The following is a 22,139-nucleotide window of genomic DNA, read 5'->3' as shown; positions in this document are numbered from 1 at the left end:
CGTCGGCCGCGCCCGCGACGCACCGCGATCGCACCAAAAATCCGAACCAAATCAAGCACCTGCCACATCACCCGGGATCGCCGCGTGAATTGGCATGCTTCTTGAACATGGGATACCCGATTGCAGATGCAGAACCCGATCGAGGACATCCCGTGAGCCATGCCCCCAAGCTGTCGGTCGAAGGCTTTTTCGACCCGGCGACCCACACCGTCAGCTATCTGTTGCTCGAACCCGCGAGCCGCGCATGCGCGCTGGTCGACAGTGTGCTCGACTACGACCCGAAATCCGGCCGCACGCACACCGCCAGCGCCGACCGGCTGATCGCGCGCGTCGCCGAACTCGGCGCGACCGTCCACTGGCTGCTGGAAACCCACGTGCACGCCGACCACCTGTCGGCCGCGCCGTACCTGAAGGCGCAGGTCGGCGGACAGATCGCGATCGGCTCGCACGTGCGCCGCGTGCAGCACGTCTTCGGCACGCTGTTCAACGCCGGCCCCGGCTTCGCGCAGGACGGCAGCCAGTTCGACCGCCTGCTCGACGACGGCGACACGCTCGCGCTCGGCCCGCTGACGATCCGCGCGCTGCATACGCCGGGCCATACGCCCGCGTGCCTGACCTACTGCGTCGACGACGCGACGCAGCGCGCGGCATTCGTCGGCGACACGCTGTTCATGCCCGACTACGGCACCGCCCGCTGCGACTTCCCGGGCGGCGACGCACGCACGCTGTACCGCTCGATCGCGCGCGTGCTCGACCTGCCGCCCGACACGCACCTGTACCTGTGCCACGACTACCAGCCGGGCGGCCGCGACGTGCAGTTCGTGACGACGGTCGCCGAGCAGCGCCGCGCGAACGTGCACGTGAAGGACGGCGTGACCGAGGACGATTTCGTCGCGATGCGCACCGCGCGCGACGCGACGCTCGACATGCCCGTGCTGATGCTGCCGTCCGTGCAGGTCAACATGCGCGCCGGCCACCTGCCCGAGCCCGAAAACAATGGCGTGCGCTACCTGAAGATCCCGCTCGACGCGATCTGAGCCGCCGCCCCGACCGGAGAACCCCCGACATGACCATCCGCACGCTGACCGACCTGCTGTCGGTCTCGCCCCAGATCGCCGCGACCGACCTGCCCGCGCTGCACGCGGCGGGCATCCGCACGATCGTCTGCAACCGCCCGGACGGCGAAGGCGCCGACCAGCCGACCGTCGCCGAGATTCGCGCCGCCGCCGCGCCGCTCGGCATCGCCGTCCATTACCTGCCGGTCGATACCGGCAAGGTCACCGACGAGCAGGCCGCGCAGTTCGGCGCGCTCGTCGCGTCGCTCGCCGGCCCGGCACTCGCGTACTGCCGCAGCGGCACGCGTTCGGCGACGCTGTGGGCGCTGTCGCAGGCAGGCCGGCGTCCGGTCGCCGACATCGTCGCGATCGCCGCCACGGCCGGCTACGACCTCGGCGCGCTCGCGCCGCGTCTCACCCAAGATCTCACCCAAGGTCTCGCGCAAGGCGGCCACCCGGCCGCACCGGCCGTCGACGCGCGGCACGACATCGTGATCGTCGGCGCGGGTGCGGCCGGCGTCGCGGTCGCGTCGAGCCTGCTTGCGCGCGACGCATCGCTCGATATCGCGGTGATCGACCCGGCCGATACGCACTACTACCAGCCGGGCTGGACGATGGTCGGCGCGGGCGTGTTCCGGCCCGACACGACCGCGCGCCGGCTCGCCGACCTGCTGCCGCGCGGCGTGAAATGGATCCAGGCGGCCGTCGCCGGCTTCGAGCCCGACGCGCACGCGGTGGTGCTCGACGGCTGCCGGCGCATCGGCTACCGCAAGCTGGTCGTGTGCCCGGGGCTCAAGCTCGACTGGCACGCGATCGACGGCCTTGCGGAAACACTCGGCCGCAACGGCGTCACGTCGAACTACCGCTACGATCTCGCGCCGTACACGTGGCAACTGGTGCAGGCGTTCCGCGGCGGCAATGCACTGTTCACGCAGCCGCCGATGCCGATCAAGTGCGCGGGCGCGCCGCAAAAGGCGATGTACCTGTCGTGCGATCACTGGCGGCGCACGGGCCGCCTCGGCGCCGCGAACGTCGAGTTCCTGAATGCGGGCGGCGCGCTGTTCGGGGTCGCCGACTACGTGCCCGCGCTGATGGAGTACGTGAAAAGCTATGACATCGCGCTGTCGTTCGGCCACAACCTCGTCGCGATCGACGGGCCGGCGCGGCGCGCGACGTTCAGGCGCGCGCTGCCCGACGGCGGCACGGAAACCGTCGAGCGTGCGTTCGACATGATCCACGTCGTGCCGCCGCAGAAGGCGCCCGATTTCGTGCGCGCGAGCCCGCTCGCCGACGCGGCCGGCTGGATCGACGTCGATCCGGCGACGCTGCGGCACAAGCAGTTCGCGGACATCTTCGCGCTCGGCGACGTCACCAACACCACCAATGCGAAAACCGCCGCGGCGGCCCGCAAGCAGGCGCCCGTCGTCGCGCACAACGTGCTTGCGTCGCTGGGCCGCGCGCACGGCGACGCCGCGTACGACGGCTACGGATCGTGCCCGCTCACCGTCGAGCGCGGCAAGATCGTGCTCGCCGAATTCCTGTACGGCGGCAAGGTCGCACCGACCTTCCCCGCGTGGCTGATCGACGGCAGGCGTCCGTCGCGACTCGCGTGGCTGCTCAAGGAGCGCGTGCTGCCGCCGCTCTACTGGAAGGCGATGCTCAAGGGCCGCGAATGGCTCGCGAAGCCCGCGATCGCACGTTGACCGGAACCCGATGACACCATGCTGATTTCCCTCGTACTCGGCGGCTTCGTCGGCGCCGTGCTCGGCCTCACCGGCGCGGGCGGCGGCATTCTCGCGGTGCCCGCGCTCGTCGTCGGGATGGGCTGGCCGATGCAGCAGGCCACGCCCGTCGCGCTCGTCGCGGTCGCGGGCAGTGCCGCGCTCGGCGCGCTCGAAGGGTTTCGCCGCGGGCTCGTGCGCTATCGCGCGGCACTGCTGATGGCCGTGGCCGGCGTGCCGCTCACGACGCTCGGCGTGAAACTCGCGCACGTGCTCCCGCAACGCGTGCTGCTCGCGCTGTTCGCGCTGACGATGCTGGTCGTCGCGGGTCGCCTGCTGCAGCAGGCGCTGCGCCACGCGCGCGGCGACACGGACGAATCGCCGCTGTGCGTCGGCCGCGTGAATCCCGATACGGGCCGGCTCGTGTGGTCCTGGCCGGTCGGGCTCGCGCTTGCATCGACCGGCGCGGTGACGGGGCTGATGACGGGCTTGCTCGGTGTCGGTGGCGGCTTCGTGATCGTGCCGATGCTGCGCAAGTTCACGAACGTGTCGATGCACGGCGTGGTCGCGACGTCGCTGATGGTGATCGCGCTGGTCGGCACCGGTGGCGTGTTCGCGACGCTCGTGTCGGGCACGCGCGCGCCGCTCGACATGATGCTGTGGTTCACGGTCGCGACCGCAATCGGGATGGCGGCCGGCCGCGGCGCATCCCGGCACCTGTCCGCGCGACACGTGCAGGCCGGGTTCGCGGGCGTGCTCGTATTGGTCGCGTTCGGGCTGTTGGCCAAGGCAGCGTTCGGCGCGTAAGCCGCCGCGTCGCGCCCCCCGAAGCAAAACGCCCGGCCCGACTCTTTGTCGGCACCGGGCGTTTTGCGTTGCGTCGGCAACCTGTGCGCGAGGACGTGAGGACCTCAGGTCGCGAACGCGGCCATCCGCTTGCGCTCCTGGCGCAGCATCACGAAGTTCGCGATCACGACGCCTGCCGTCACCGCGACGATGAACAGCGTCGCGAGCGCGTTCATCTCCGGGTTCAGGCCGAGGCGCACGCGCGAGAACACGACGAGCGGCAGCGTCGTCGAGCCGGGACCCGACAGGAACGCCGACAGCACGAGGTCGTCGATCGACAGCGTGAACGACAGCAGCCAGCCCGCGATCAGCGCCTGCGAGATCAGCGGCAGCGTGACCGTGAAGAACACCTTCAGCGGCGTCGCACCCAGATCGAGCGCGGCTTCCTCGAGCGACGGGTTCAGTTCGCGCACGCGCGACTGCACGATGATCGCGACATACGAGATGCACAGCATCACGTGGCCGAGCCAGATCGTGAAGATGCCGCGCTCGGCCGGCCAGCCGATCCACTTCGCGAGTTCGATGAACAGCAGCAACAGCGAGATCCCCTGGATCACCTCGGGAATCACGAGCGGCGCGTTGATCATCCCGCTGAACAGCGCGAAGCCGCGAAAGCGGCCCATCCGCGCGAGCACGAAGCCGGCCCACGTGCCGATGATCACCGACGCGAACGCGGTCAGCACGCCGATCTTCAGCGACAGCCACGCGGCCGTCAGCAGCTCGTCGTCCTCCACGAGCGCCGAGTACCAGCGGAACGAGAAGCCCGACCACACGGTGACGAGCTTCGACTCGTTGAACGAATAGACGATCAGGCTGATGATCGGGATGTACAGGAACGCGAAGCCGGCGAACAGCGCCGCGAACTGCAGGTAGCGATTCGGCTTCATCGACGGCGGCCCTCCTGCTCCTTCGCCTGGAAGTGCTGGAACATCGCCATCGGCACGAGCAGCAGCAGCACCATCGCGCAGGTCACGGCCGACGCCATCGGCCAGTCTGCGTTGTTGAAGAACTCATTCCACATCACGCGGCCGATCATCAGCGTGTTCGCGCCGCCGAGCAGTTCCGGAATCACGTACTCGCCGACCGCCGGAATGAACACCAGCAGGCAGCCCGCGATGATGCCGTTCCTCGACAGCGGCAGCGTGATCTGCACGAACGCCTTCCACGGCTTCGCGCCAAGGTCGTACGCGGCTTCGAGCAGGCGCAGGTCCATCTTCACGAGGTGCGCGTACAGCGGCATCACGAGGAACGGCAGGTACGAATACACCATCCCGATGTAGACCGCGTAGTTGGTGCGGTACAGCTCGATCGGCGTATGGGTCAGGCCGATCCACATCAGGAAGTTGTTCAGCAGGCCGTTGTTCTTCAGGATGCCGATCCACGCATACACGCGGATCAGGAACGACGTCCAGAACGGCAGCATCACGCCCATCATCAGCAGGTTGCGGGTCGCCGGGTTCGAACGCGCGATGTAGTACGCCATCGGATAGCCGATCAGCAAACACAGCAGCGTGGTGATCGCCGCGACCACCACCGAATTCACGTAGGTCGCGAAATACAGGCTGTCGGTGAGCAGGAACGCGTAGTGCGACAGGTTGAGCGCGACGTGCACCACGCCGTCCGCGTACGACGCGAGTTCCGTATACGGCGGGATGCCGAGCTGCAGCTCCGCGAAGCTGATCTTCACGACCAGCACGAACGGCACGAGGAAGAACAGCACGAGCCACGTGTACGGCCCCGCGACGACCGCCGAGCCGCCGGTCAGGTTGAAGCGTCGCACGGGCCATGCGAGCAGGGACTTGAACGTGGTCATGACGTCAGCACCACGCCTGCGGTCGCGCTCCAGCGCACGTAGATCTCGTCGCCGAGCGCCGGCGTGTCGAGCTCGGAGATCGCGAGGCTCGACACGTTCGCGATCACCGTCTTGCCCGCGTCGAGCTTCACGTGATACAGCGAATAGCCGCCCATGTACGCGATGTTGGTGATCTTGCCGCGCGCCCAGTTGAACGCACCTTCGGGCGGCTTGCGCGTGAGCGCGATCCGCTCGGGGCGCACCGACACCGTGACCGGCATCCCGAGCGGGCCCGTGATCCCGTGGCTCACGTACAGCCGGCTCGGCAGCTCCGGCGATTCGATGTAGACGTAGTCGGGCTCGTCCTCGACGGTGACGCCTTCGAACAGGTTGGTCGAGCCGATGAACTCCGCCGAGAAGCGGCTGTTCGGATATTCGTAGACTTCGTTCGGCGAGCCGATCTGCACGATCTGCCCTTCGCTCATCACGGCGAGCCGGTTCGCCATCGTCATCGCCTCTTCCTGATCGTGCGTGACCATGATGCAGGTGACGCCGACCTTGTTCAGGATGTTGACGAGCTCGATCTGCGTGCGCTGGCGGATCTGCTTGTCGAGCGCCGACATCGGCTCGTCGAGCAACAGCACCTTCGGGCGCTTGACGAGCGAACGCGCGAGCGCGACGCGCTGCTGCTGGCCGCCCGACAGCTGATGCGGCTTGCGCTTCGCGTACTTGCTCATCTGCACGAGCTCGAGCGCCGCCGCGACGCGCTCCTTCAGCTCCGCCTTCGGCGTGCCTTCCTGCTTCAGGCCGTAGGCGACGTTCGATTCGACCGACATGTGCGGGAACAGCGCGTACGACTGGAACATCATGTTCACGGGCCGCTTGTACGGCGGCATCTGCGCGAGGTCCTCGCCGTCGATCAGGATCTTGCCCGACGTGACCGTCTCGAGGCCCGCGAGCATCCGCAGCAGCGTCGACTTGCCGGAACCCGAGCTGCCGAGCAGCGCGAACAGCTCGCCCTGGCGCACCGTGAGGTTCACGTTGCGCACCACTTCGGTCTCGCCGAATTGCTTGACGACGTCGACGATCTGGACAAAGTTCTCGGCGCGCGTATCGGCGCCGGACGAAGGAACGAAGGACGGCGCGCCCGCAACCGGCGCACCCGACTGGCTATTCATGATGTGCTGCTTCTCTCCTGCGTTTGACGAACAAAGCCCCCGGGGGCACCAGGGGCTTCATGACTGCTGGCTGACTCCGGTTCGCTTCAGCGGCCCGATTTCAGCTCGGTCCACAGACGCGTCTGCAGACGCTGGATTTCAGGCGGCAGCGGCTTGAGCAGGAACAGCGTCTTCACGACGTCGGCCGGCGGATAGACGGCCGGGTCGTTCGCGACGTCCGGCCGCACGTACTTGCGGGCCTCGGCGTTCGCGCTCGGGTAGTACACGGCGTTCGTGATCGCCGCGTGCACCTTCGGATCCTCGATGTAGTTGATCCACTGCAGCGCGGCGTCCTTGTTCTTCGCGTCCTTCGGGATCGCCATCACGTCGAACCAGACCGGCGCGCCGCCCTTCGGAATGTAGTACTCGACCTTGTACGGCTTCTTCGCCTCGATCGCGCGATGCTTCGCGATCACGACGTCGCCCGACCAGCCGAACGCGAAGCAGATGTCGCCGCCGACCAGGTCGTTGATGTAGCCCGACGAGTTGAACTGCGTGATGTACGGGCGGATCTTCTTCAGCACTTCCATCGCGGCCTTGTAGTCGGCCGGGTTCGTGCTCATCGGATCCTTGCCGATGTAGTGCAGCGCCGCCGCGAACATCTGGTCGGGCGCGTCGAGCACCGACACGCCGCAGGTCTTCAGCTTCGCGAGGTTTTCCGGCTTGAACAGGATGTCCCAGTTGTCGAGCGGCACCTTGCCGAGCGCCTGCTGCGCCTTCGTCAGGTTGTACGCGAGACCGGTCGTGCCGTACGCCCAGGGCACCGAGTACTTGTTGCCCGGGTCCGCGCCGGCGACCAGCGCCATCAGTTGCGGATCGAGGTACTTGAGGTTCGGCAGCTTCGACTTGTCGAGCGGCGCGAAGATGCCGGCCGCGATCTGCTTGCCCGCGTAGTTGCTGGTCGGCACGACGATGTCGTAGCCCGAGCTGCCCGTCAGCAGCTTCGCCTGCAGCGTGTCGTCGCTGTCGTAGTTGTCGTAGCGAACCTTGACGCCCGCCTGCTTCTCGAAGTTCGGGATCGTGTCCTTCGCAATGTAGTCCGACCAGTTATAGACATTGAGCTGCGTATCCTTCGCCGCCGCCGCCGAAGCCCCCACGCACAGCGCGAGCGCTGCGAACCGGCCCACTACCTTTGCTTTCATCCCGTTCTCCCTCCGGCCGGACCGCGTGTCCGGCTGCCGTCTGCCTCGTCATGGCGGCGCATTCTGGCACGCCGCCCCTCGAAAACCCCGAACGCTACCACCATTCGCGCGCCGTCACAAAAAAATCATGCCCATGTCGCGCAAACGGAACAGATTCCCGCCGCCGGCCGCTCGGGCGGCCCGCGCAGCGGGGCGTTCCGGGAGAATTCTATCGGGTAATCGGCGTCTGTCCATCGGGAAAAGAGCGCGGCGAGGAAACCGCGTCCGCACGCCGCATCTGCGGTGCTCGCGACGGCCGTGCACAGCGCCGTTTCACCGGTGAAATCGCGACACGTCGCGACGCGCTGCGCGCGCCCGGTCCTGCCCGGCACGGCACGGCGGACGAGCCATTGCCGACGGCGATCCGGCCACCGTCCGGCCGGCCGTACCGTCACGACAACGCGACCGTACAGCACGGTCGCGGCGCCCGCCGGCCGCCCCGTTCCGATGCATTAAAATGACGCCCTGACGATTTCACTGCGCGAACCCTTCCGATGGCCTCCAATCTCCACGACCTGCCCGACAGCCCCTGCATCGGCGTGTGCTCGACCCTCTTCGACGAAGTCTGCAAGGGCTGCGGCCGCACGGCCGCCGAAGTGTCGAACTGGGTGTTCCTGAGCGACGACGAAAAGCAGGCGGTGTGGGAGCGCATCACGCGTGAAGGCACCGCGATGCGCTTCCAGTACGACAAGCTGTAAGCCGTCCCGCGTCGGCGCATGCCGACGCGATGCGCCCGACCGGGCGCCGCCGGCTCCGCTCACGGGCCGCCCACCGGCGGGCCGAATCCGGCCCCCGCCACCCGCCTCCGCCACTGCGCCACCGCGCACGCCCCGTCGCAATCGACGCGACGCACACCGATTCCGTTCCGACTTCCCGCTGCCGGCAAACGCCATGGCCGCAATGACGCCGCGCGTCCTTCTCACGATCGTCCGATACCGACCGGCGTGCCGCGGTCGTGCGCCGATCTTCGACCTCGTCCGCTCAGCTCGAATCCATGCCGCTCGCTCCTTATCGAAGCTGAAACAAATTGCATCTGACATTCGTAACGATCAAAACACCATTTCCCATCGATAAATCGGATTATTTTCTCGATTAAGCACCATCGATTTCGCGAAAATGGACGCGAAAATCTGTACAAGTACGATTTCAATTCAGACATCTAATTGATAAATTTCATCCGCTCTCCGGAAATTGCGTTGAGCGATTTTTCTTCCATTAATCGAAAAGCCGGATCACCGAATCAATTTCGGCGTTCCGGTCAGCTACCAGGAACCCCTTCAGATGAAATTCGTTAAGATGACGAAACAAACCTCGAGCCTCGTGATGGCAGGTCTGCTCGCACTGGGAAGCGCATCGGCATTCGCCGACTCGTTCGACGTCAAGGTCACGGGGAAGATCAAGCCCGGCGCCTGCACGCCGACGCTCGCCGGCGGCGGCACGTTCGATTACGGATTGATCGGGGTGGCCGAACTCAGCCCGGCCGCGCCCACGCTGCTCCCGGTACTTTCGGATTCGATCACGATCACCTGCGATGCCGCCGCCCGCGTCGCACTGAGCGCGCAGGATAATCGTGCCGGCACCGGCGCATTTAACAGCAATATCAATTTCTTCGGCTCGTCCAATTCGACCCTCTCGCAATTCGGCCTCGGCACGGCGGGTGGCAAGAATATCGGCGCATTTGCCTTCCGTTTCAGAACGAACACGTTCCAGGCGGACGGCGCAGCCGTCGATTCGATTTATTCGAGCACCAGCGGCGCCTCCTGGGTGTCGTCCAACGGGGTCGCCACCAACACCGGCGGCTACGAGTCGTGGGCAAAGAAAGGCCTGACCGTCCCGGTCGCGGCGAAGGTCTTCACCGGCACGCTCGACGTGCAGGCCGCGATCGACAAGACGCCGAACCTCGACCTGAGCCAGGAAATCAATCTCGACGGCCTCGCCACCGTGTCGCTCGTGTACCTGTAAAGCCGGTACGCCTCCTTCCATCGATCGTGTCGACCGCCTGCTGACAGGCGTCGACTACGCCGCCGCTTCGCCGAAGCGGCGGCGCGCTGCACGCTTGCGCCACCTCCCAACGACCTGCCTCCATGAAACTCCCTGCACGCCACTGCCTGCGGACGCCATTGCTCGCCCCGCTCTTCGCTTGCCTGATCGGTTCCAGCGCCGTCCACGCGATGGGCGTCGTGCCCGAAACGTCCGTGGTGATCGTCGACGAAGCCGACGGCGAAGGAACGGTCTCGGTCAAGAACACGGACAGCCACCCCACGCTCCTGCATACGACGATCGAGCCGATTCCCGACGACCCGGCCGAACTCGTCATCGTGACGCCGCCGATCGCGCGCGTCGAAGGCGGTGCGGTCCAGCTCGTGCGGTTCGTGCTCGCCGGCAACGAACCGCTCGCCACGCAGCGCCTCGCCCGCGTGTCGTTCTCCGGCATTCCACCGAAACGCCAGGGCAAGAACGAAATCCAGACGATCCTCCGCCAGAACCTGCCGGTGCTGATCCAGCCGACCGACCTCGCGCGCAACGACAAGCCATGGGAATTGCTGACGTGGTCGATCGAGGGCGGCGAACTGGTCGTGCGCAACGACAGCCGCTATGTGGTGCGTCTCGAACAGAAAGTGCAGTTGCTGCCCTCGCAGCAGATCGTGACGCTGCCGGCGCCCTACGTGCTGGCCGGCCAGAACCGCCGGATCGCCATGCCCGGCGGGACCGCGACACCCGAGCGCGTGCGCCTGTTCCCCGCCACCGTCTACGGCTACTCGGTCGACCACTTCGACGCCGCGCTCGCCCCCGCCGCGGCCGGTACGGTCACGCACCGGTAAGCACCGCACCTTCGATTCCGGATTTGCCATGTCAGGTGCCATCCATGGCCGGAGCGGTCTGCTCGCGTTCGGGCTGTCGCTCGTCGCGGGCTGCACGTCGTGCGCCGCCGCGCCCGGCCCGCGCGGCACCGCGCCCGACCTGCTCGAGTTCGATGCCGGCGCGCTGCACGAGCACGGCATCGACGCCGCGACGAGCCGCTATTTCGCGCACGCGCCGCGGTTCGCGCCCGGTACGGCTTCCGTTCGGCTGACGGTCAACGGCAGACGTGCCGGGCGCGCCGATGCGCGATTCGACGACAACGGCAACCTGTGCGCGACGCCCGGCCTGCTGCGCGCGGCCGGCCTCGTCGTGCCCGACGCCGTCCGTGAGGCGGCCGCGCGCAGCGACAGCGCCCGCATGCCGCCATGCCACGACTACGGGCGCGCCTATCCGCAGGCGATCGTCACGCTGCGTCCGGCCGACGGCGCCGTCGACCTCGTCGTGCCGGCCGATGCGCTCGATACCGCCCGACGCACGCCCGACACCTTCGAGCGCGGCGGCATCGCCGGGCTCGTCAACTACGACCTGCTCGCGATGGCAACGCGCAATCCGGCCGGCACGTCGCAATACTGGCAAGCCACGACCGAAGCCGGCTTCAACGCGGCGGACTGGATCGTGCGCAGCAGCCAGATCGCCACCGTCGTCGACGGCCGTGCCGGCGTCGACCATCAGGCCGCCTATGCGCAGCGTACGTTCGCATCGCGCGGCACGACGCTGCAGGCCGGGCAGATCGTCCCGCGCTCGACGCTGTTCGCGGTCGGCCGGATGTTCGGTGTGCAGACGTTTCCCGACGAGGCGCTGGCCGCGACGCCCGGCTCCGCCGCACGCGTGACCGGGATCGCACGCACGCAGGCACGCGTCGAGGTGCGCCAGCTCGGCGTGCTGATCCATTCCTCGCAGGTACCGCCCGGTCCGTTCGCGCTGGGCGACCTGCCGCTCGTCAGCGGTACCGCGGATCTCGACGTGACCGTCGTCGAGACCACGGGCGACGTGCAGCATTTCATCGTGCCGGGTGCGTCGTTGCCCGGCGCCGGGCTCGCTGCCGCCCAGGGGCTCGCGATCGCGGTCGGCCGCCTGCAGAACGACGGATACGCGCAGGCCCCGTGGCTCGCGACCGCCACGCGCGGCTGGCAGATCAGGCAACGCGCCCGGCTCAATGCCGGCATCCTCGTGTCGTCGCCGTTGCAGTCGGGCGCCGCGAGCGTCGAATTCGCGCCGCTTGCCGGCGTCGCGGCGGCCGTCGGCGTCGACGTCAGCCGCACGGCCGGTCGTCTCGGCACCCAGACGCGTATCGCGCTGGCGAGCAACCGCGACACGGCATGGAGTGCCAATGTGTCGTTCGTCCGGCGCACGCCCGGATACCGGGAACTGACCGATGCGGTCCGGCCGATCGACACGTTCACGCCGCCGTCGCCCACCCAGTTCGCGGCGGCGCTCGGCTGGCGCGATCGGTCGCTCGGCGCGCTGTCGCTCGACTACACGCGGGTCGCGGTGTTCGACGGCCGTCCGATGCAGCGCATCGCCGGCACGTGGACCCGCCCGTTCGGCCGCGGCGCGGTCGCGCTGAACGTGAACCGTACGCTCGGCACCCGCGGCGCCGGCGGCACCCAGGTTTACGTGACGGCGACCGTGCCGATCGGCACGCGCAGCGTCAGCACCTTTGCGAACGTCACCGGCGATTCGGTGCGTTCGGGCGCCCGCTATGCCGACACGTTCGGCCGGACCGGCAGCTACAGCGTCGCGGCCGACTACGACACCGCGCTCCGGTCGCCGTCGCTCCGTGCGACCGTCAGCGCCACGCCGAACCATACGCGCGCGACCCTGAACGCGGGCCTCTACGGCACCGACCGCGCCACGCTCGGCGTCAACCTGCGCGGCGCGGTCGCGCTGCTCGACGGCGCAGCCCTGCTGTCGCCGCACGAGATCCGCGACACATTCGCGCTCGCCCGCGTCGGCGATCGCGCCGGCATCGAGCTCGCGACGCCGTCCGGCCCGGTCTGGACCGATCGGCACGGCCGTGCCGTCATCGCGTCGCTGCCCGCGTACACACAAACGTTCATCCGGATCAACACGAAAAGCCTGCCGCGCAATCTCGACCTGAAGAACGGCATGCAGACCGTCGAAGCCGGCCGCGGTTCGGTCGGCCGCGTCGAATTCGCCGTCGAGCAAACCCGCCGCGTCCTGCTCACCGTGACGCAAGAGAATGGCGCGGCGCTGCCGGTGCTGTCGACCGTCATCGACGACGACGACCGGTTCGTGACCGTCACCGGCAGCGAAGGCAGGTTGCTGCTCGCGGGCGCCCAGTTGACGACGCCGCTGCGGGTCGCGTTGCCGGACGGGACGTTCTGCCGCCTGGCGATCGCGCTGCCGGACACGCCACCCGCCACGACGCGCTATTACGAGCGGGCCGACGCGCGCTGCGCGTCGTCGTCCGCGCCCGTCGCACACGCCGCACAAAAAAAGAGCGGCATGCCGACTGCCATGCCGCCAACCCCAACTCTGTTCTGATCCGCAGGTGTCTAGAACTTCATCCCGACGCCCACGCCGACGATCAACGGATCGATGTGCAGCGTGCCGATGCCCTTGTCGCCGAGCGTCGCATCGGTGCTCATCCAGATCTTCTTCACGTCGACGTTCATGAATACCTTCTTCGTGACCTGCACGTCGACGCCGAACTGCAGCGCCGGCCCGAAGCTGCTCTTGTTGATCGACACGCCCTGCCCGCCGACGTTGAGCCCGTTGTTGTAGAAGTACGTGTAGTTCAGGCCCGCGCCCACGTACGGACGCACCTTGCCGGCATGGTTGAAGTGGTACTGCAGCAGCAGCGTCGGCGGCAGCACGCCCACGCCGCCGAGATTGCCGAGGCTCGACGTCATCTGGTGCCGCGACGTGCCGAGGATCAGCTCCACGCCCAGGTAGTCGCGGATCATGTAGGTGAAGTCGAGCTCCGGCACGATCGCGTTGTTCACGCCGGTATTGATCGCGCCGAGCGTGTCGCTCGCGCGCTCGTTCGGCTGGATGCTGATCGCGCGCAGCCGGACCAGTACGTCACCCTGGTTGATCCCGTCGCCCGGCGACGCCGCGTGCGACAGCGTGGGCATCGTGACGAGACTCGCCGCGACGGCGGCAGCGGTGACACAGGTTCGAATCGTTTTGTGCATGGTGCGGACCCTTGAAGAATGTATTCCATTCTCCTCGTAGGGTCTTTTCGTCGTCTTGATATCCGTCAAGCCAGCGTAAACATCGGACGGTTTGTCGCAGGCTCCGCCGCACGGCCCGTCAGCAGCAGATCGAACAGATCGCGCACGCTGCGGATCGCGTTGCCGAACGGCAGCGCTTCGCGGCCGCGGAAGAACAGGCCGTTCGCGACGTCCCCGCGCAACGCGGCCGCGAGCCGCGTGTCGATGCAGAAATGGCCGAATTTCTCGATGCCGTCGCGCAGCCCGCAGACGCTCAGGCATTCGAGCGCGGTCGGGCAGCGCTGCCTGAACGCGCCGAGCTTGTTGCGAATGCGCGTTTCGTTGCGCAGGTAGCGGTCGAGCCAGGGCGTCTTCACCGCGCGCGCCGGCAGACCCGTCACGCTGACGAATTCGACGATGTCGTCGGGCAGCGCATCGGCCAGCACGCGCTTGAAGTTCGGATGCGCGTCGCCCTCTTCCGTCACCGCGAACGGCGTTCCCACCTGCACGCCGTTCGCGCCGGCCGCGAGCGCCGCGCGCACCGTGTCGTGACTGTTGATTCCGCCCGCGACGATCAGCGGGATCGTGTCGCGCGCAAGGCCGAGCGACGCCATCACCTGCGCGGTCTCGTCGAGCACGCGCGCGAAATCGAAGCGCGCATCGTGCATGTCGTCGATCTGCGTGACGCCGAGGTGGCCGCCCGCATGCGCGGGATGCTCGATCACGATCGCATCGGGCAGCCGCCCCTTCTTCATCCACCTCTTCAGCACCAGCGCGATCCCGCGGCTGTCCGACAGGATCGGGATCAGCGCGATGTCGCGGCCCTGCGTGAGATCGGGCAGATCGAGCGGCAGGCCGGCGCCCATCACGATCGCGTCCGCGCCTTCGTCGCACGCGACGCGCACGTAGTCCGCATGCGCGCTCACCGCCTTCATCACGTTGACCGCGATCATCCCGCGTCCTTCGCTATAGGTCTTCGCGAGGCGAATCTCGCGCGCGAGCGCGTCGAGGTTCGCGGCCTCGAGCGTCGCGCGGTCGGGATTCGCACGACAGCGCGCGAGCAGGTCCGCGTGGTGGTGACGCAGGTCGATGCTGGCGATCGTGCCGAGCGCGCCTTCGCGCGCGACGGTGCCCGCGAGGCGGTGCGCGGAGATGCCGACGCCCATGCCGCCCTGCACCACGGGCAGCAACGTGCGGCCGCGAATCGTGAGCGGCGGGAAGGAAGTGCGTGCGGTCATCTGAACCTCGTCGAAACATCGGAAATCGGAAACGCGATGATCGACGATCCACCGGCGCGCACCTTGACGGCCGTCAATAAAAAAACGGCACGCGAGCGTGCCGTTTCGGGTCATGCGGGGTGAAACGCTCAGGCCGGATTCGCCGGCTTGAGCTGCATCGACTTGTATTCGAGATACTCTTCGAGCCCGTACACGCCGTTCTCGCGGCCGTGCCCCGACTGCTTGTAGCCGCCGAACGGCGCGGCACCGTTCCAGGTGCCGCCGTTGATGTCGACCTGCCCCGTGCGGATGCGGCGCGCGACGCGCATCGCGTGCTCGTCGCTGCCCGCCCACACCGCGCCGCCGAGCCCGTACGGCGAATCGTTCGCGATGCGCACGGCTTCGTCTTCGTCGCGATACGTGATGATCGACAACACCGGCCCGAAGATTTCTTCCTGCGCGATCGTCGATTTCGGATCGACGCGGCCGAACACCGTCGGCTTCACGAAGAAGCCCTTCGCGAGCCCTTCCGGCAGGCCCGTGCCGCCCGTCACGAGTTCCGCGCCGTCGTCGATCCCGCGCTGGATGTAGCCCTGCACGCGCTGCTGCTGCGCGGCCGATGCGAGTGCGCCGAGGCGCGTCGTTTCCTGGCGCGGGTCGCCCGCGACATACGCTTCGGCCGCCGCCTTCGCGATCGCGCGCGCCTCGTCGTAGCGCGCCTCCGGCACCAGCATCCGCGTGTGCGCCGAACAGGTCTGGCCCGCGTTCAGGTAGCACGCGTTGACCGTGCCCTTCACCGCCGTCGCGAAATCGGCATCGTCGAGGATCACCGACGCCGACTTGCCGCCCAGTTCGAGCGCAACGCGCTTCACGCCCGCGGCCGCGAGTTCGGCCACGCGCTTGCCGGCACGCGTCGAACCCGTAAACGACACCATGTCGACGTCCGGATCGGTCGCCAGCACCTCGCCGACGACCGGCCCATAACCGCACACGAGGTTGAACACCCCCGGCGGCAGGCCCGCTTCATGAATCGCCTCGGCCAGCATGAACGCGTTGAGCGGCGCGACTTCGGACGGCTTCAGGACGACCGTGCAGCCGGCCGCCAGCGCCGGCGCGACCTTCAGCGTGACCTGGTTCAGCGGGTAGTTCCACGGCGTGATCGCCGCGACGACGCCGACCGGCTCGCGCACCACCAGCGAGTTGCCGACCGTCGCCTCGAATTCGAACGATTCGGCGAGCTTCGCGTACGCCTTCCAGTTGTAGATCGGGCCGCCAACCTGGATCGCGCGCGACAGCTTGATCGGCATCCCGACTTCGCCGGTGATCGACTGTGCGAGTTCCTCGCTGCGCGCCTGCAGGCGTTCGACGATCTTGCGCAGGTAGCCCGCGCGCGTCGCGGCCGGCGTCGCGGCCCACCCGTCGAACGCCGCGCGCGCCGCGCGGATCGCGTCCTGCGCGTCCGACGCCACGCCCTCGGGAATCCGGCCGATCACGGCCTCGGTGCCCGAGTCGATTACGTCGATCGTGCCCGTTCCGGCCGGTTTGCGCCATGCGCCGTCGATGTAGAACTGATCGTAGATTTTCATCGCTTCCTGTCTCCCGGAAAACGGCCATTCTAACGAGTGTCGCGCGGCGCGGCGACGCCGCCGGACCAGACTGCAGGCGCCGCCGAACGGCCCGCCCGGACGCCGGCGAACGGGCGCCGGACACCCGCCTCCCGCGGCTACGGCATCCGCGCCACGCGCAGCGCACCATGTGGCCCGCATCGTGCTATGTTTTTAATATCGGCGCCGGCCGCTGCAGGCCGCGCCACCCGGAATCGATGCCTTCGTGAGCGCTGCCATGACCGACGCATCCCATATCCTCGGCTCGCAAGATCGCCTGGAGCTGCTGTGCTGGCTCACCTGCGGCAATCTCGGCGCGTTTTACCTGAATGAGTCCTGGCCGGACGCATCGTTCCAGGTGCAGGCCGCGCACCGCTGGCTCGACCGCCATCACCGGCAGTCCGACTGGCTCGCGATCGCGAAGCTGGCCGCGCTGGCGCAGGACATCGCGAAGCGGCACGCCGGCTTCGTCGACGCGTCGTGGGCGCGTGACGCGGTCGAGGAAATCGTCGACACCGACGATCTCGACTACCGGGCGAAACTCGTGCAATGGGTGTACGAAGACTGCTGCAAGGCGCTCGCCGACAAGCGGCTGGCCGACTGACCGCTCGCGCATGCACGAGCGCCGGTGTGCGCCGGTGCGCGCCGTCACGCGATCGGCAGCCGCTGCGTCGACTTCAGCTGCCGCAGCGACAGGTTCGAGCGGATGCTCAGCACGCCCGGCAGTTTGCGCAGCACCCTTTCGACGAAGTGACTGTAGTCGTCGAGATCGGCTGCCACCACCTGCAGCAGGAAATCCGCCTCGCCGGTCGTGTTGTCGCAGGCAAGCACGTTGGGGCTTGCCTGGATCAGGCGCTCGAACTCGGCCGTCACTTCCTCGCTGTGCTGCGTGCAAACGATCTGCACGAACGCCATCACGCCGAACCCGAGCTTTCTCCGGTCGAGCCGCGCGTGATAGCCCGCGATCAACCCCGCTTCCTCCAGCCGTCTGAGCCGGCGCCAGCAGGACGTCTCGCTCAGCGAGAACGCTTCGGCGAGTCGCGCGTTCGACACGCGTCCGTCCTGCTGGAGCATGTCGAGCATGCCGCGATCGATCCTGTCCAGTGGTTCCATGAAAGCTCCTTGCGGCAATCGCGCGATGGTCGCAAGGCTATATCAAAAACATCCGTTTCTCAATTGCAAAACGAAATATAAATCCACTCTTTCCCGGATATATTGAAAGGGTCATTCGATTCAGGAGGAGATAGTGAAAGCAGTCGTCTATGAAGCATTCGGCGCCGCGCCTCGGTTGATGAACGTCGACGATCCGACGCCGGCACCCGACGGCGTCGTGATCGAAGTGAAGGCGACCGGCGTGTGCCGCAGCGACTGGCACGGCTGGATGGGGCACGATCCGGACATCGTGCTGCCGCATGTGCCGGGCCACGAACTCGCGGGCGTCGTGGTCGCGGCCGGCGCGGCGGTCACGCGCTGGAAGGCTGGCGATCGCGTCACGGTGCCGTTCGTCGCCGGTTGCGGCCTCTGCCCGGAATGCCACTCGGGCAACCAGCAGGTATGCGAGCAACAGTTTCAGCCCGGCTTCACGCACTGGGGCTCGTTCGCCCAATACGTCGGCATCCAACACGCGGACCTGAATCTCGTGCGACTGCCCGATGCGCTCGATTTCCCGACCGCGGCGAGCCTCGGATGCCGCTTCGTGACGTCGTTTCGCGCGGTTGTCGACCAGGGTCGCACGTCGGCCGGCCAGTGGGTTGCCGTGCACGGCTGCGGAGGCGTGGGTTTGTCGGCGATCATGATCGCGAATGCGATCGGTGCGAACGTCGTCGCGATCGACATTTCGGACCAGGCGCTCGCGCTTGCGCGATCGGTCGGCGCAGCCGCGACCGTCAATGCGTCACACGTGACCGACGTTGTCGATGCGGTGAAGGAGATCACGCGCGGCGGCGCGCACGTGTCGCTCGATGCGCTTGGCCATCCGACCACCTGCTTCAACTCGATCAGCAATCTGCGCCGCCGCGGCAAGCATGTGCAGGTCGGGCTGATGCTCGGCGAGCATGTGACGCCGGCCGTGCCGATGAGCAAAGTCATCGCGCACGAGCTGGAGATTCTCGGCAGCCACGGGATGCAGGCGCATCGTTACGACGCGATGCTCGAGATGGTGCATGCCGGCACGCTCGCGCCGAACCGGTTGATCGGCAAGGAAATCAGTCTCGGCCAGTCGATCGACGCGCTGATGAACATGAACCGGTTCGAAGGCGCCGGCGTGACGGTCGTGACGGATTTTTCGGGCTGACGCGGCCTGACATTACCGCCGGCGATGGCGACAGCCTGCTTCCGGTGCCGCCGCACCGGCCTGTTCTGCGGTGCGCGCACGCCTTGACTCGACGCGCGCGAACGGTACGCGACGCCGGCTTACAGCAACGACTTCCCTTGCGCCAGCACCTTGTCGCAGATCTGCTTGGCGACCTGCTGCTTCAGGCCGCCGCCGCTCAGGTCGAGCTTGTTGCCGTTGCCGGCGTCGAGGATCCCGCTTGCGCCGCTCGTATAGCCGCTGTCGGACGATGCGTTGCCGCCGAGCTTGCCCAGCAGCGCGTCCTTGACCGACGATGCGCCGCCGGATGCACCGCCGAGATAGTTGTTCTGGACGCAGAACTGCAGCAGCCCCGCGACGTTGCCGGTGCTGCCCGGCATCAGCGACGATGCACCGCCGCCCGTCAGTGCACCGCCGAGGCCGCCGAGACTGCCCAGCGCGCCGCCCGCGCTGCTGCCCGAGTCGCCGCCGCCGACCTGCTTCAGCACATCACCCAGCTGCGCATGGGCCACCGAAAACGGCGCGAGCAATCCGATCAGCGCGCCGGCAACGGTCGCGCGGTATAGACGTGCCTTCATGTGAAGCCTCCCTGTAGTGACTGCGTGAGTGCCGCGATTCGAATCAAAGCATACTCAATCGATCGGTCGATGACAGTCTCGGCGCAGGCGCGAAACGTCAGGCATCGTGATATCGGCGGGGATTTGACAATGCTTGACGGGGCATGCGGTACCTACCGATGACGCACTCGGGTCGTCTAACATTCATTTCCGGCGGCGTCGACCGCTCGATTCCAATCATTACTCACAGGGACCACCGCGTGGCGCGCCTCTCCCGATTTCCGCTTGCAGCCGGCGTATTTGCCGCGCTGACGCTGTGCGCCGGCGCGACTTGGCCTGCGACGCCGTCAGCCGTGATGTCCGTGAGCGAATGCCCGACGCCGTCGTTCGAGCGCTACCCGGCGCGCGCAGCACACGCGCCGCGTACGCCGGCCAGGTCGCCGCGACTGGGCGGCAAGGAAGCCCGTCTTTATCGCACCGTCATTCGCGATGCGTTCACGCAAGCGGCCAATTTTGCCGGCCACTACCGCGTCGCGATCTGGGGCTGCGGCACGGATTGCCGGAATTTCGCGATCGTCGACAAGTACAGTGGCGCGACCTATACGATGCCGGGCGTGCGGGCGATCTCGGGCGTGATGGGCAACGACGACGAGCGCGTCGATTTTCGCCCCGACAGTGCGCTGCTGATCGTGTCGGGCTGCTTCAACGACGACTGCGACGACAGCAACGCGAAGGCCGCGCGGTTCTTCTATGAATGGACGGGCACGCGGCTGCGTCCTGTCGGCCGATGCCCGCTGCGCATCGAGCCGATCCAGTAACGGCGAGCGCTTGCCCGAATACGAAAAAGCCCGCCAGGCTTCCACCTGGCGGGCTTCCGGGACCTCAGTGTCGGGCATGAACGCCCTGGCAATTACTCCTGCCCCTGACTCGTCAGGAAATCCTCGTAATTCCCGCCGAAGTCGAACAGCGTGCCGTCCGTCTTCACTTCGATGATCCGGTTCGCCAGCCCGCTCACGAATTCGCGGTCGTGCGACACGAAGATCAGCGTGCCTTCGAACTGCTCGAGCGCGATCTGCAGCGACTCGATCGACTCCATGTCCATGTGGTTGGTCGGCTCGTCCATCAGCAGCACGTTGTGGCGGCCGAGCATCAGCTTGCCCCAGATCATGCGGCCCTTCTCGCCGCCCGACAGCACCTTCACCGACTTCTTGATGTCGTCCGACGAGAACAGCAGGCGGCCCAGCGTGCCGCGCACCATCGTCTCGTCGTCGCCGTCCTTGCGGTACTGGTCGATCCAGTCCATCAGCGTGATGTCGTTCGGGAACTCCTCGTACGTGTCCTGCGGCATGTAGCCGACATTCGCGTTCTCGGACCACTTCACCGTGCCGTGCTCAAGTTCCAGCGCGCCGAGCAGCGAACGCAGCAGCGTCGTCTTGCCCGCGCCGTTCTCGCCGATGATCGCGATGCGCTCGCCCGGCTGCACCGACAGGTTGAAATTCTGGAAGATCGTGCGCTCGTACTTCTTCGTGATGTCTTCGGCGACCACCGCGACGTTGTGCAGCTTCTTCTCGAACTCGAAGCGGATGAACGGGTTCTGACGCGACGACGGCTTGAATTCCTCGATCTTGATCTTGTCGATCTGCTTCGCACGGCTCGTTGCCTGGCGGGCCTTCGACTTGTTCGCCGAGAAGCGGCGCACGAAGTCCTGCAGTTCGGCCACGCGTTCCTTCGCGCGCGCGTTCGCCGCGGCCTGGCGCTCGCGCGCCTGTGCCGATGCGAGCATGTAGTCGTCGTAGTTGCCCGGCCAGACCTTCAGCGTGCCGAAGTCCATGTCGGCCATGTGCGTGCACACCGAGTTCAGGAAGTGACGATCGTGCGAGATGATGATCATCGTCGAGTTGTACTCGTTGAGCGTGTGCTCGAGCCAACGGATCGAGTTGATGTCGAGGTTGTTGGTCGGTTCGTCGAGCAGCAGGACATCCGGCTTCGAGAACAGCGCCTGCGCGAGCAGCACGCGCAGCTTCCAGCCCGGCGCGACGTCGGCCATCGTGCCGTTGTGGAACTTCTCCTCGATACCGATGCCGAGCAGCAGCGCGCCCGCGCGTGCCTCGGCGTCGTAGCCGCCGTATTCGGCGAACTTGCCCTCGAGCTCGGCGGCGTGCATGTAGTCGTCGTCGGTGGCTTCCGGGTTCGCGTAGATCGCATCGCGCTCGGACATCGCGGCCCACATTTCGGTGTGGCCCATCATCACGACGTCGAGCACGCGCACGTCTTCATACGCGAACTGGTCCTGGCGCAGCTTGCCCAGGCGCACGTTCGGCTCCAGCGCGACGTTGCCGGCGCTCGGCTCGAGGTCGCTGCCGAGAATCTTCATGAACGTCGACTTGCCGCAGCCGTTCGCGCCGATCAGACCATAGCGGTTGCCCTCGCCGAATTTGACCGAGATATTCTCGAACAAGGGCTTCGGCCCGAATTGCATCGTGATGTTGGCAGTAGAAAGCACGGCAGGTCCCGTAAGAGAGAAATCGACGGAAAACCGTGTATTTTAGCAGGTGTCGGCGAAACTGCCGACCGCACTGTTCCGGCCCCGCCAGCCG

Annotated in this window: 20 protein-coding genes; 10 read left to right on the top strand and 10 right to left on the bottom strand. The window is 67.1% G+C overall.

Annotated elements, in window-relative coordinates:
* Positions 1 to 152: 152 nt before the first annotated feature.
* The 3 genes from U5771_RS28545 to U5771_RS28535 are packed head-to-tail and all read left to right on the top strand — an operon-like array spanning position 153 to position 3,583.
* Positions 153 to 1,037, top strand: a complete 885-nt coding sequence (locus tag U5771_RS28545) for an MBL fold metallo-hydrolase (protein ID WP_322027072.1) — start codon at positions 153 to 155, stop codon at positions 1,035 to 1,037.
* Between the two features lie 29 nt (positions 1,038 to 1,066).
* Entirely contained in the window at positions 1,067 to 2,758 is a 1,692-nt protein-coding gene (locus tag U5771_RS28540) for a TIGR01244 family sulfur transferase (RefSeq protein WP_322027071.1), read from the top strand.
* An 18-nt stretch (positions 2,759 to 2,776) separates the two neighbouring features.
* Positions 2,777 to 3,583, top strand: a complete 807-nt coding sequence (locus U5771_RS28535) for a sulfite exporter TauE/SafE family protein (RefSeq protein ID WP_322027070.1) — start codon at positions 2,777 to 2,779, stop codon at positions 3,581 to 3,583.
* A gap of 104 nt (positions 3,584 to 3,687) precedes the next feature.
* Here the strand turns inward: U5771_RS28535 and U5771_RS28530 are convergent, their stop codons facing one another.
* The 4 genes from U5771_RS28530 to U5771_RS28515 all read right to left on the bottom strand — a co-directional run bounded on the left by U5771_RS28530 (position 3,688) and on the right by U5771_RS28515 (position 7,773).
* The gene (locus U5771_RS28530) at positions 3,688 to 4,509 is read right to left on the bottom strand and encodes an ABC transporter permease subunit (RefSeq protein ID WP_322027069.1); all 822 of its coding nucleotides are present in this window, start codon (positions 4,507 to 4,509) and stop codon (positions 3,688 to 3,690) included.
* On the bottom strand, positions 4,506 to 5,435 hold the full coding sequence (locus tag U5771_RS28525; protein WP_322027068.1) for an ABC transporter permease subunit: 930 nt from the start codon (positions 5,433 to 5,435) through the stop codon (positions 4,506 to 4,508). Before U5771_RS28525 ends, U5771_RS28530 begins: the two co-directional genes overlap by 4 nt.
* A complete protein-coding gene (locus tag U5771_RS28520) occupies positions 5,432 to 6,592 on the bottom strand; it encodes an ABC transporter ATP-binding protein (protein ID WP_322027067.1) in 1,161 nt (386 codons plus the stop codon). Before U5771_RS28520 ends, U5771_RS28525 begins: the two co-directional genes overlap by 4 nt.
* An 86-nt stretch (positions 6,593 to 6,678) precedes the next feature.
* The gene (locus U5771_RS28515) at positions 6,679 to 7,773 is read right to left on the bottom strand and encodes a polyamine ABC transporter substrate-binding protein (protein WP_096471022.1); all 1,095 of its coding nucleotides are present in this window, start codon (positions 7,771 to 7,773) and stop codon (positions 6,679 to 6,681) included.
* Between the two features lie 533 nt (positions 7,774 to 8,306).
* Here U5771_RS28515 and U5771_RS28510 point away from each other — a divergent pair.
* From U5771_RS28510 to U5771_RS28495, 4 genes are all read left to right on the top strand, one after another.
* Positions 8,307 to 8,510, top strand: a complete 204-nt coding sequence (locus U5771_RS28510) for a DUF1289 domain-containing protein (protein ID WP_006753492.1) — start codon at positions 8,307 to 8,309, stop codon at positions 8,508 to 8,510.
* A gap of 625 nt (positions 8,511 to 9,135) precedes the next feature.
* Entirely contained in the window at positions 9,136 to 9,774 is a 639-nt protein-coding gene (locus tag U5771_RS28505) for a DUF1120 domain-containing protein (RefSeq protein ID WP_322027066.1), read from the top strand.
* 122 nt (positions 9,775 to 9,896) lie between these two features.
* Positions 9,897 to 10,634 carry a fimbria/pilus chaperone family protein gene (locus U5771_RS28500; RefSeq protein WP_322027065.1) on the top strand — a complete coding sequence of 246 codons (738 nt, stop codon included), beginning with the start codon at positions 9,897 to 9,899 and terminating at the stop codon, positions 10,632 to 10,634.
* Positions 10,635 to 10,662: 28 nt separating this feature from the next.
* A complete protein-coding gene (locus tag U5771_RS28495) occupies positions 10,663 to 13,182 on the top strand; it encodes a fimbria/pilus outer membrane usher protein (protein WP_322027064.1) in 2,520 nt (839 codons plus the stop codon).
* A gap of 11 nt (positions 13,183 to 13,193) precedes the next feature.
* On the opposite strand, the gene U5771_RS28490 is transcribed toward U5771_RS28495, so the two are convergent.
* From U5771_RS28490 to U5771_RS28480, 3 genes are all read right to left on the bottom strand, one after another.
* Positions 13,194 to 13,835 carry an OmpW/AlkL family protein gene (locus U5771_RS28490; protein WP_322027063.1) on the bottom strand — a complete coding sequence of 214 codons (642 nt, stop codon included), beginning with the start codon at positions 13,833 to 13,835 and terminating at the stop codon, positions 13,194 to 13,196.
* A 65-nt stretch (positions 13,836 to 13,900) separates the two neighbouring features.
* Positions 13,901 to 15,091: a nitronate monooxygenase family protein gene (locus U5771_RS28485; RefSeq protein ID WP_322027062.1), complete on the bottom strand. Its 1,191-nt coding sequence runs from the start codon at positions 15,089 to 15,091 to the stop codon at positions 13,901 to 13,903.
* A 128-nt stretch (positions 15,092 to 15,219) separates the two neighbouring features.
* Positions 15,220 to 16,656: an aldehyde dehydrogenase family protein gene (locus tag U5771_RS28480; RefSeq protein WP_322027061.1), complete on the bottom strand. Its 1,437-nt coding sequence runs from the start codon at positions 16,654 to 16,656 to the stop codon at positions 15,220 to 15,222.
* 256 nt (positions 16,657 to 16,912) lie between these two features.
* Between U5771_RS28480 and U5771_RS28475 the strand changes: the two genes are divergently transcribed.
* Positions 16,913 to 17,278: a hypothetical protein gene (locus U5771_RS28475; RefSeq protein WP_014896950.1), complete on the top strand. Its 366-nt coding sequence runs from the start codon at positions 16,913 to 16,915 to the stop codon at positions 17,276 to 17,278.
* 44 nt (positions 17,279 to 17,322) lie between these two features.
* Here U5771_RS28475 and U5771_RS28470 read toward each other — a convergent pair whose 3' ends face one another.
* Entirely contained in the window at positions 17,323 to 17,787 is a 465-nt protein-coding gene (locus U5771_RS28470; RefSeq protein WP_322027060.1) for an Lrp/AsnC family transcriptional regulator, read from the bottom strand.
* Between the two features lie 133 nt (positions 17,788 to 17,920).
* Here U5771_RS28470 and U5771_RS28465 point away from each other — a divergent pair, with 133 nt between their 5' ends.
* Positions 17,921 to 18,967: a zinc-dependent alcohol dehydrogenase family protein gene (locus tag U5771_RS28465; protein ID WP_322027059.1), complete on the top strand. Its 1,047-nt coding sequence runs from the start codon at positions 17,921 to 17,923 to the stop codon at positions 18,965 to 18,967.
* Between the two features lie 119 nt (positions 18,968 to 19,086).
* Here the strand turns inward: U5771_RS28465 and U5771_RS28460 are convergent, their stop codons facing one another.
* Positions 19,087 to 19,563: a DUF2501 domain-containing protein gene (locus U5771_RS28460; RefSeq protein WP_322027058.1), complete on the bottom strand. Its 477-nt coding sequence runs from the start codon at positions 19,561 to 19,563 to the stop codon at positions 19,087 to 19,089.
* A 239-nt stretch (positions 19,564 to 19,802) separates the two neighbouring features.
* Here U5771_RS28460 and U5771_RS28455 point away from each other — a divergent pair, with 239 nt between their 5' ends.
* Positions 19,803 to 20,360, top strand: coding sequence for a hypothetical protein (locus U5771_RS28455; protein WP_322027095.1), 558 nt, complete (start codon positions 19,803 to 19,805; stop codon positions 20,358 to 20,360).
* A 92-nt stretch (positions 20,361 to 20,452) separates the two neighbouring features.
* Here U5771_RS28455 and U5771_RS28450 read toward each other — a convergent pair whose 3' ends face one another.
* Positions 20,453 to 22,045 (bottom strand): ABC-F family ATPase, encoded by a 1,593-nt coding sequence (locus U5771_RS28450; protein WP_415859444.1) that lies wholly within the window; start codon positions 22,043 to 22,045, stop codon positions 20,453 to 20,455.
* Positions 22,046 to 22,139 lie beyond the last annotated feature (94 nt).

Source organism: Burkholderia sp. BCC1977 (genome assembly GCF_905339595.1).
Taxonomy (GTDB): domain Bacteria; phylum Pseudomonadota; class Gammaproteobacteria; order Burkholderiales; family Burkholderiaceae; genus Burkholderia.
Note: the sequence above shows the minus strand (reverse complement) of the source record. Positions and strands in the feature narration are given on the sequence as shown.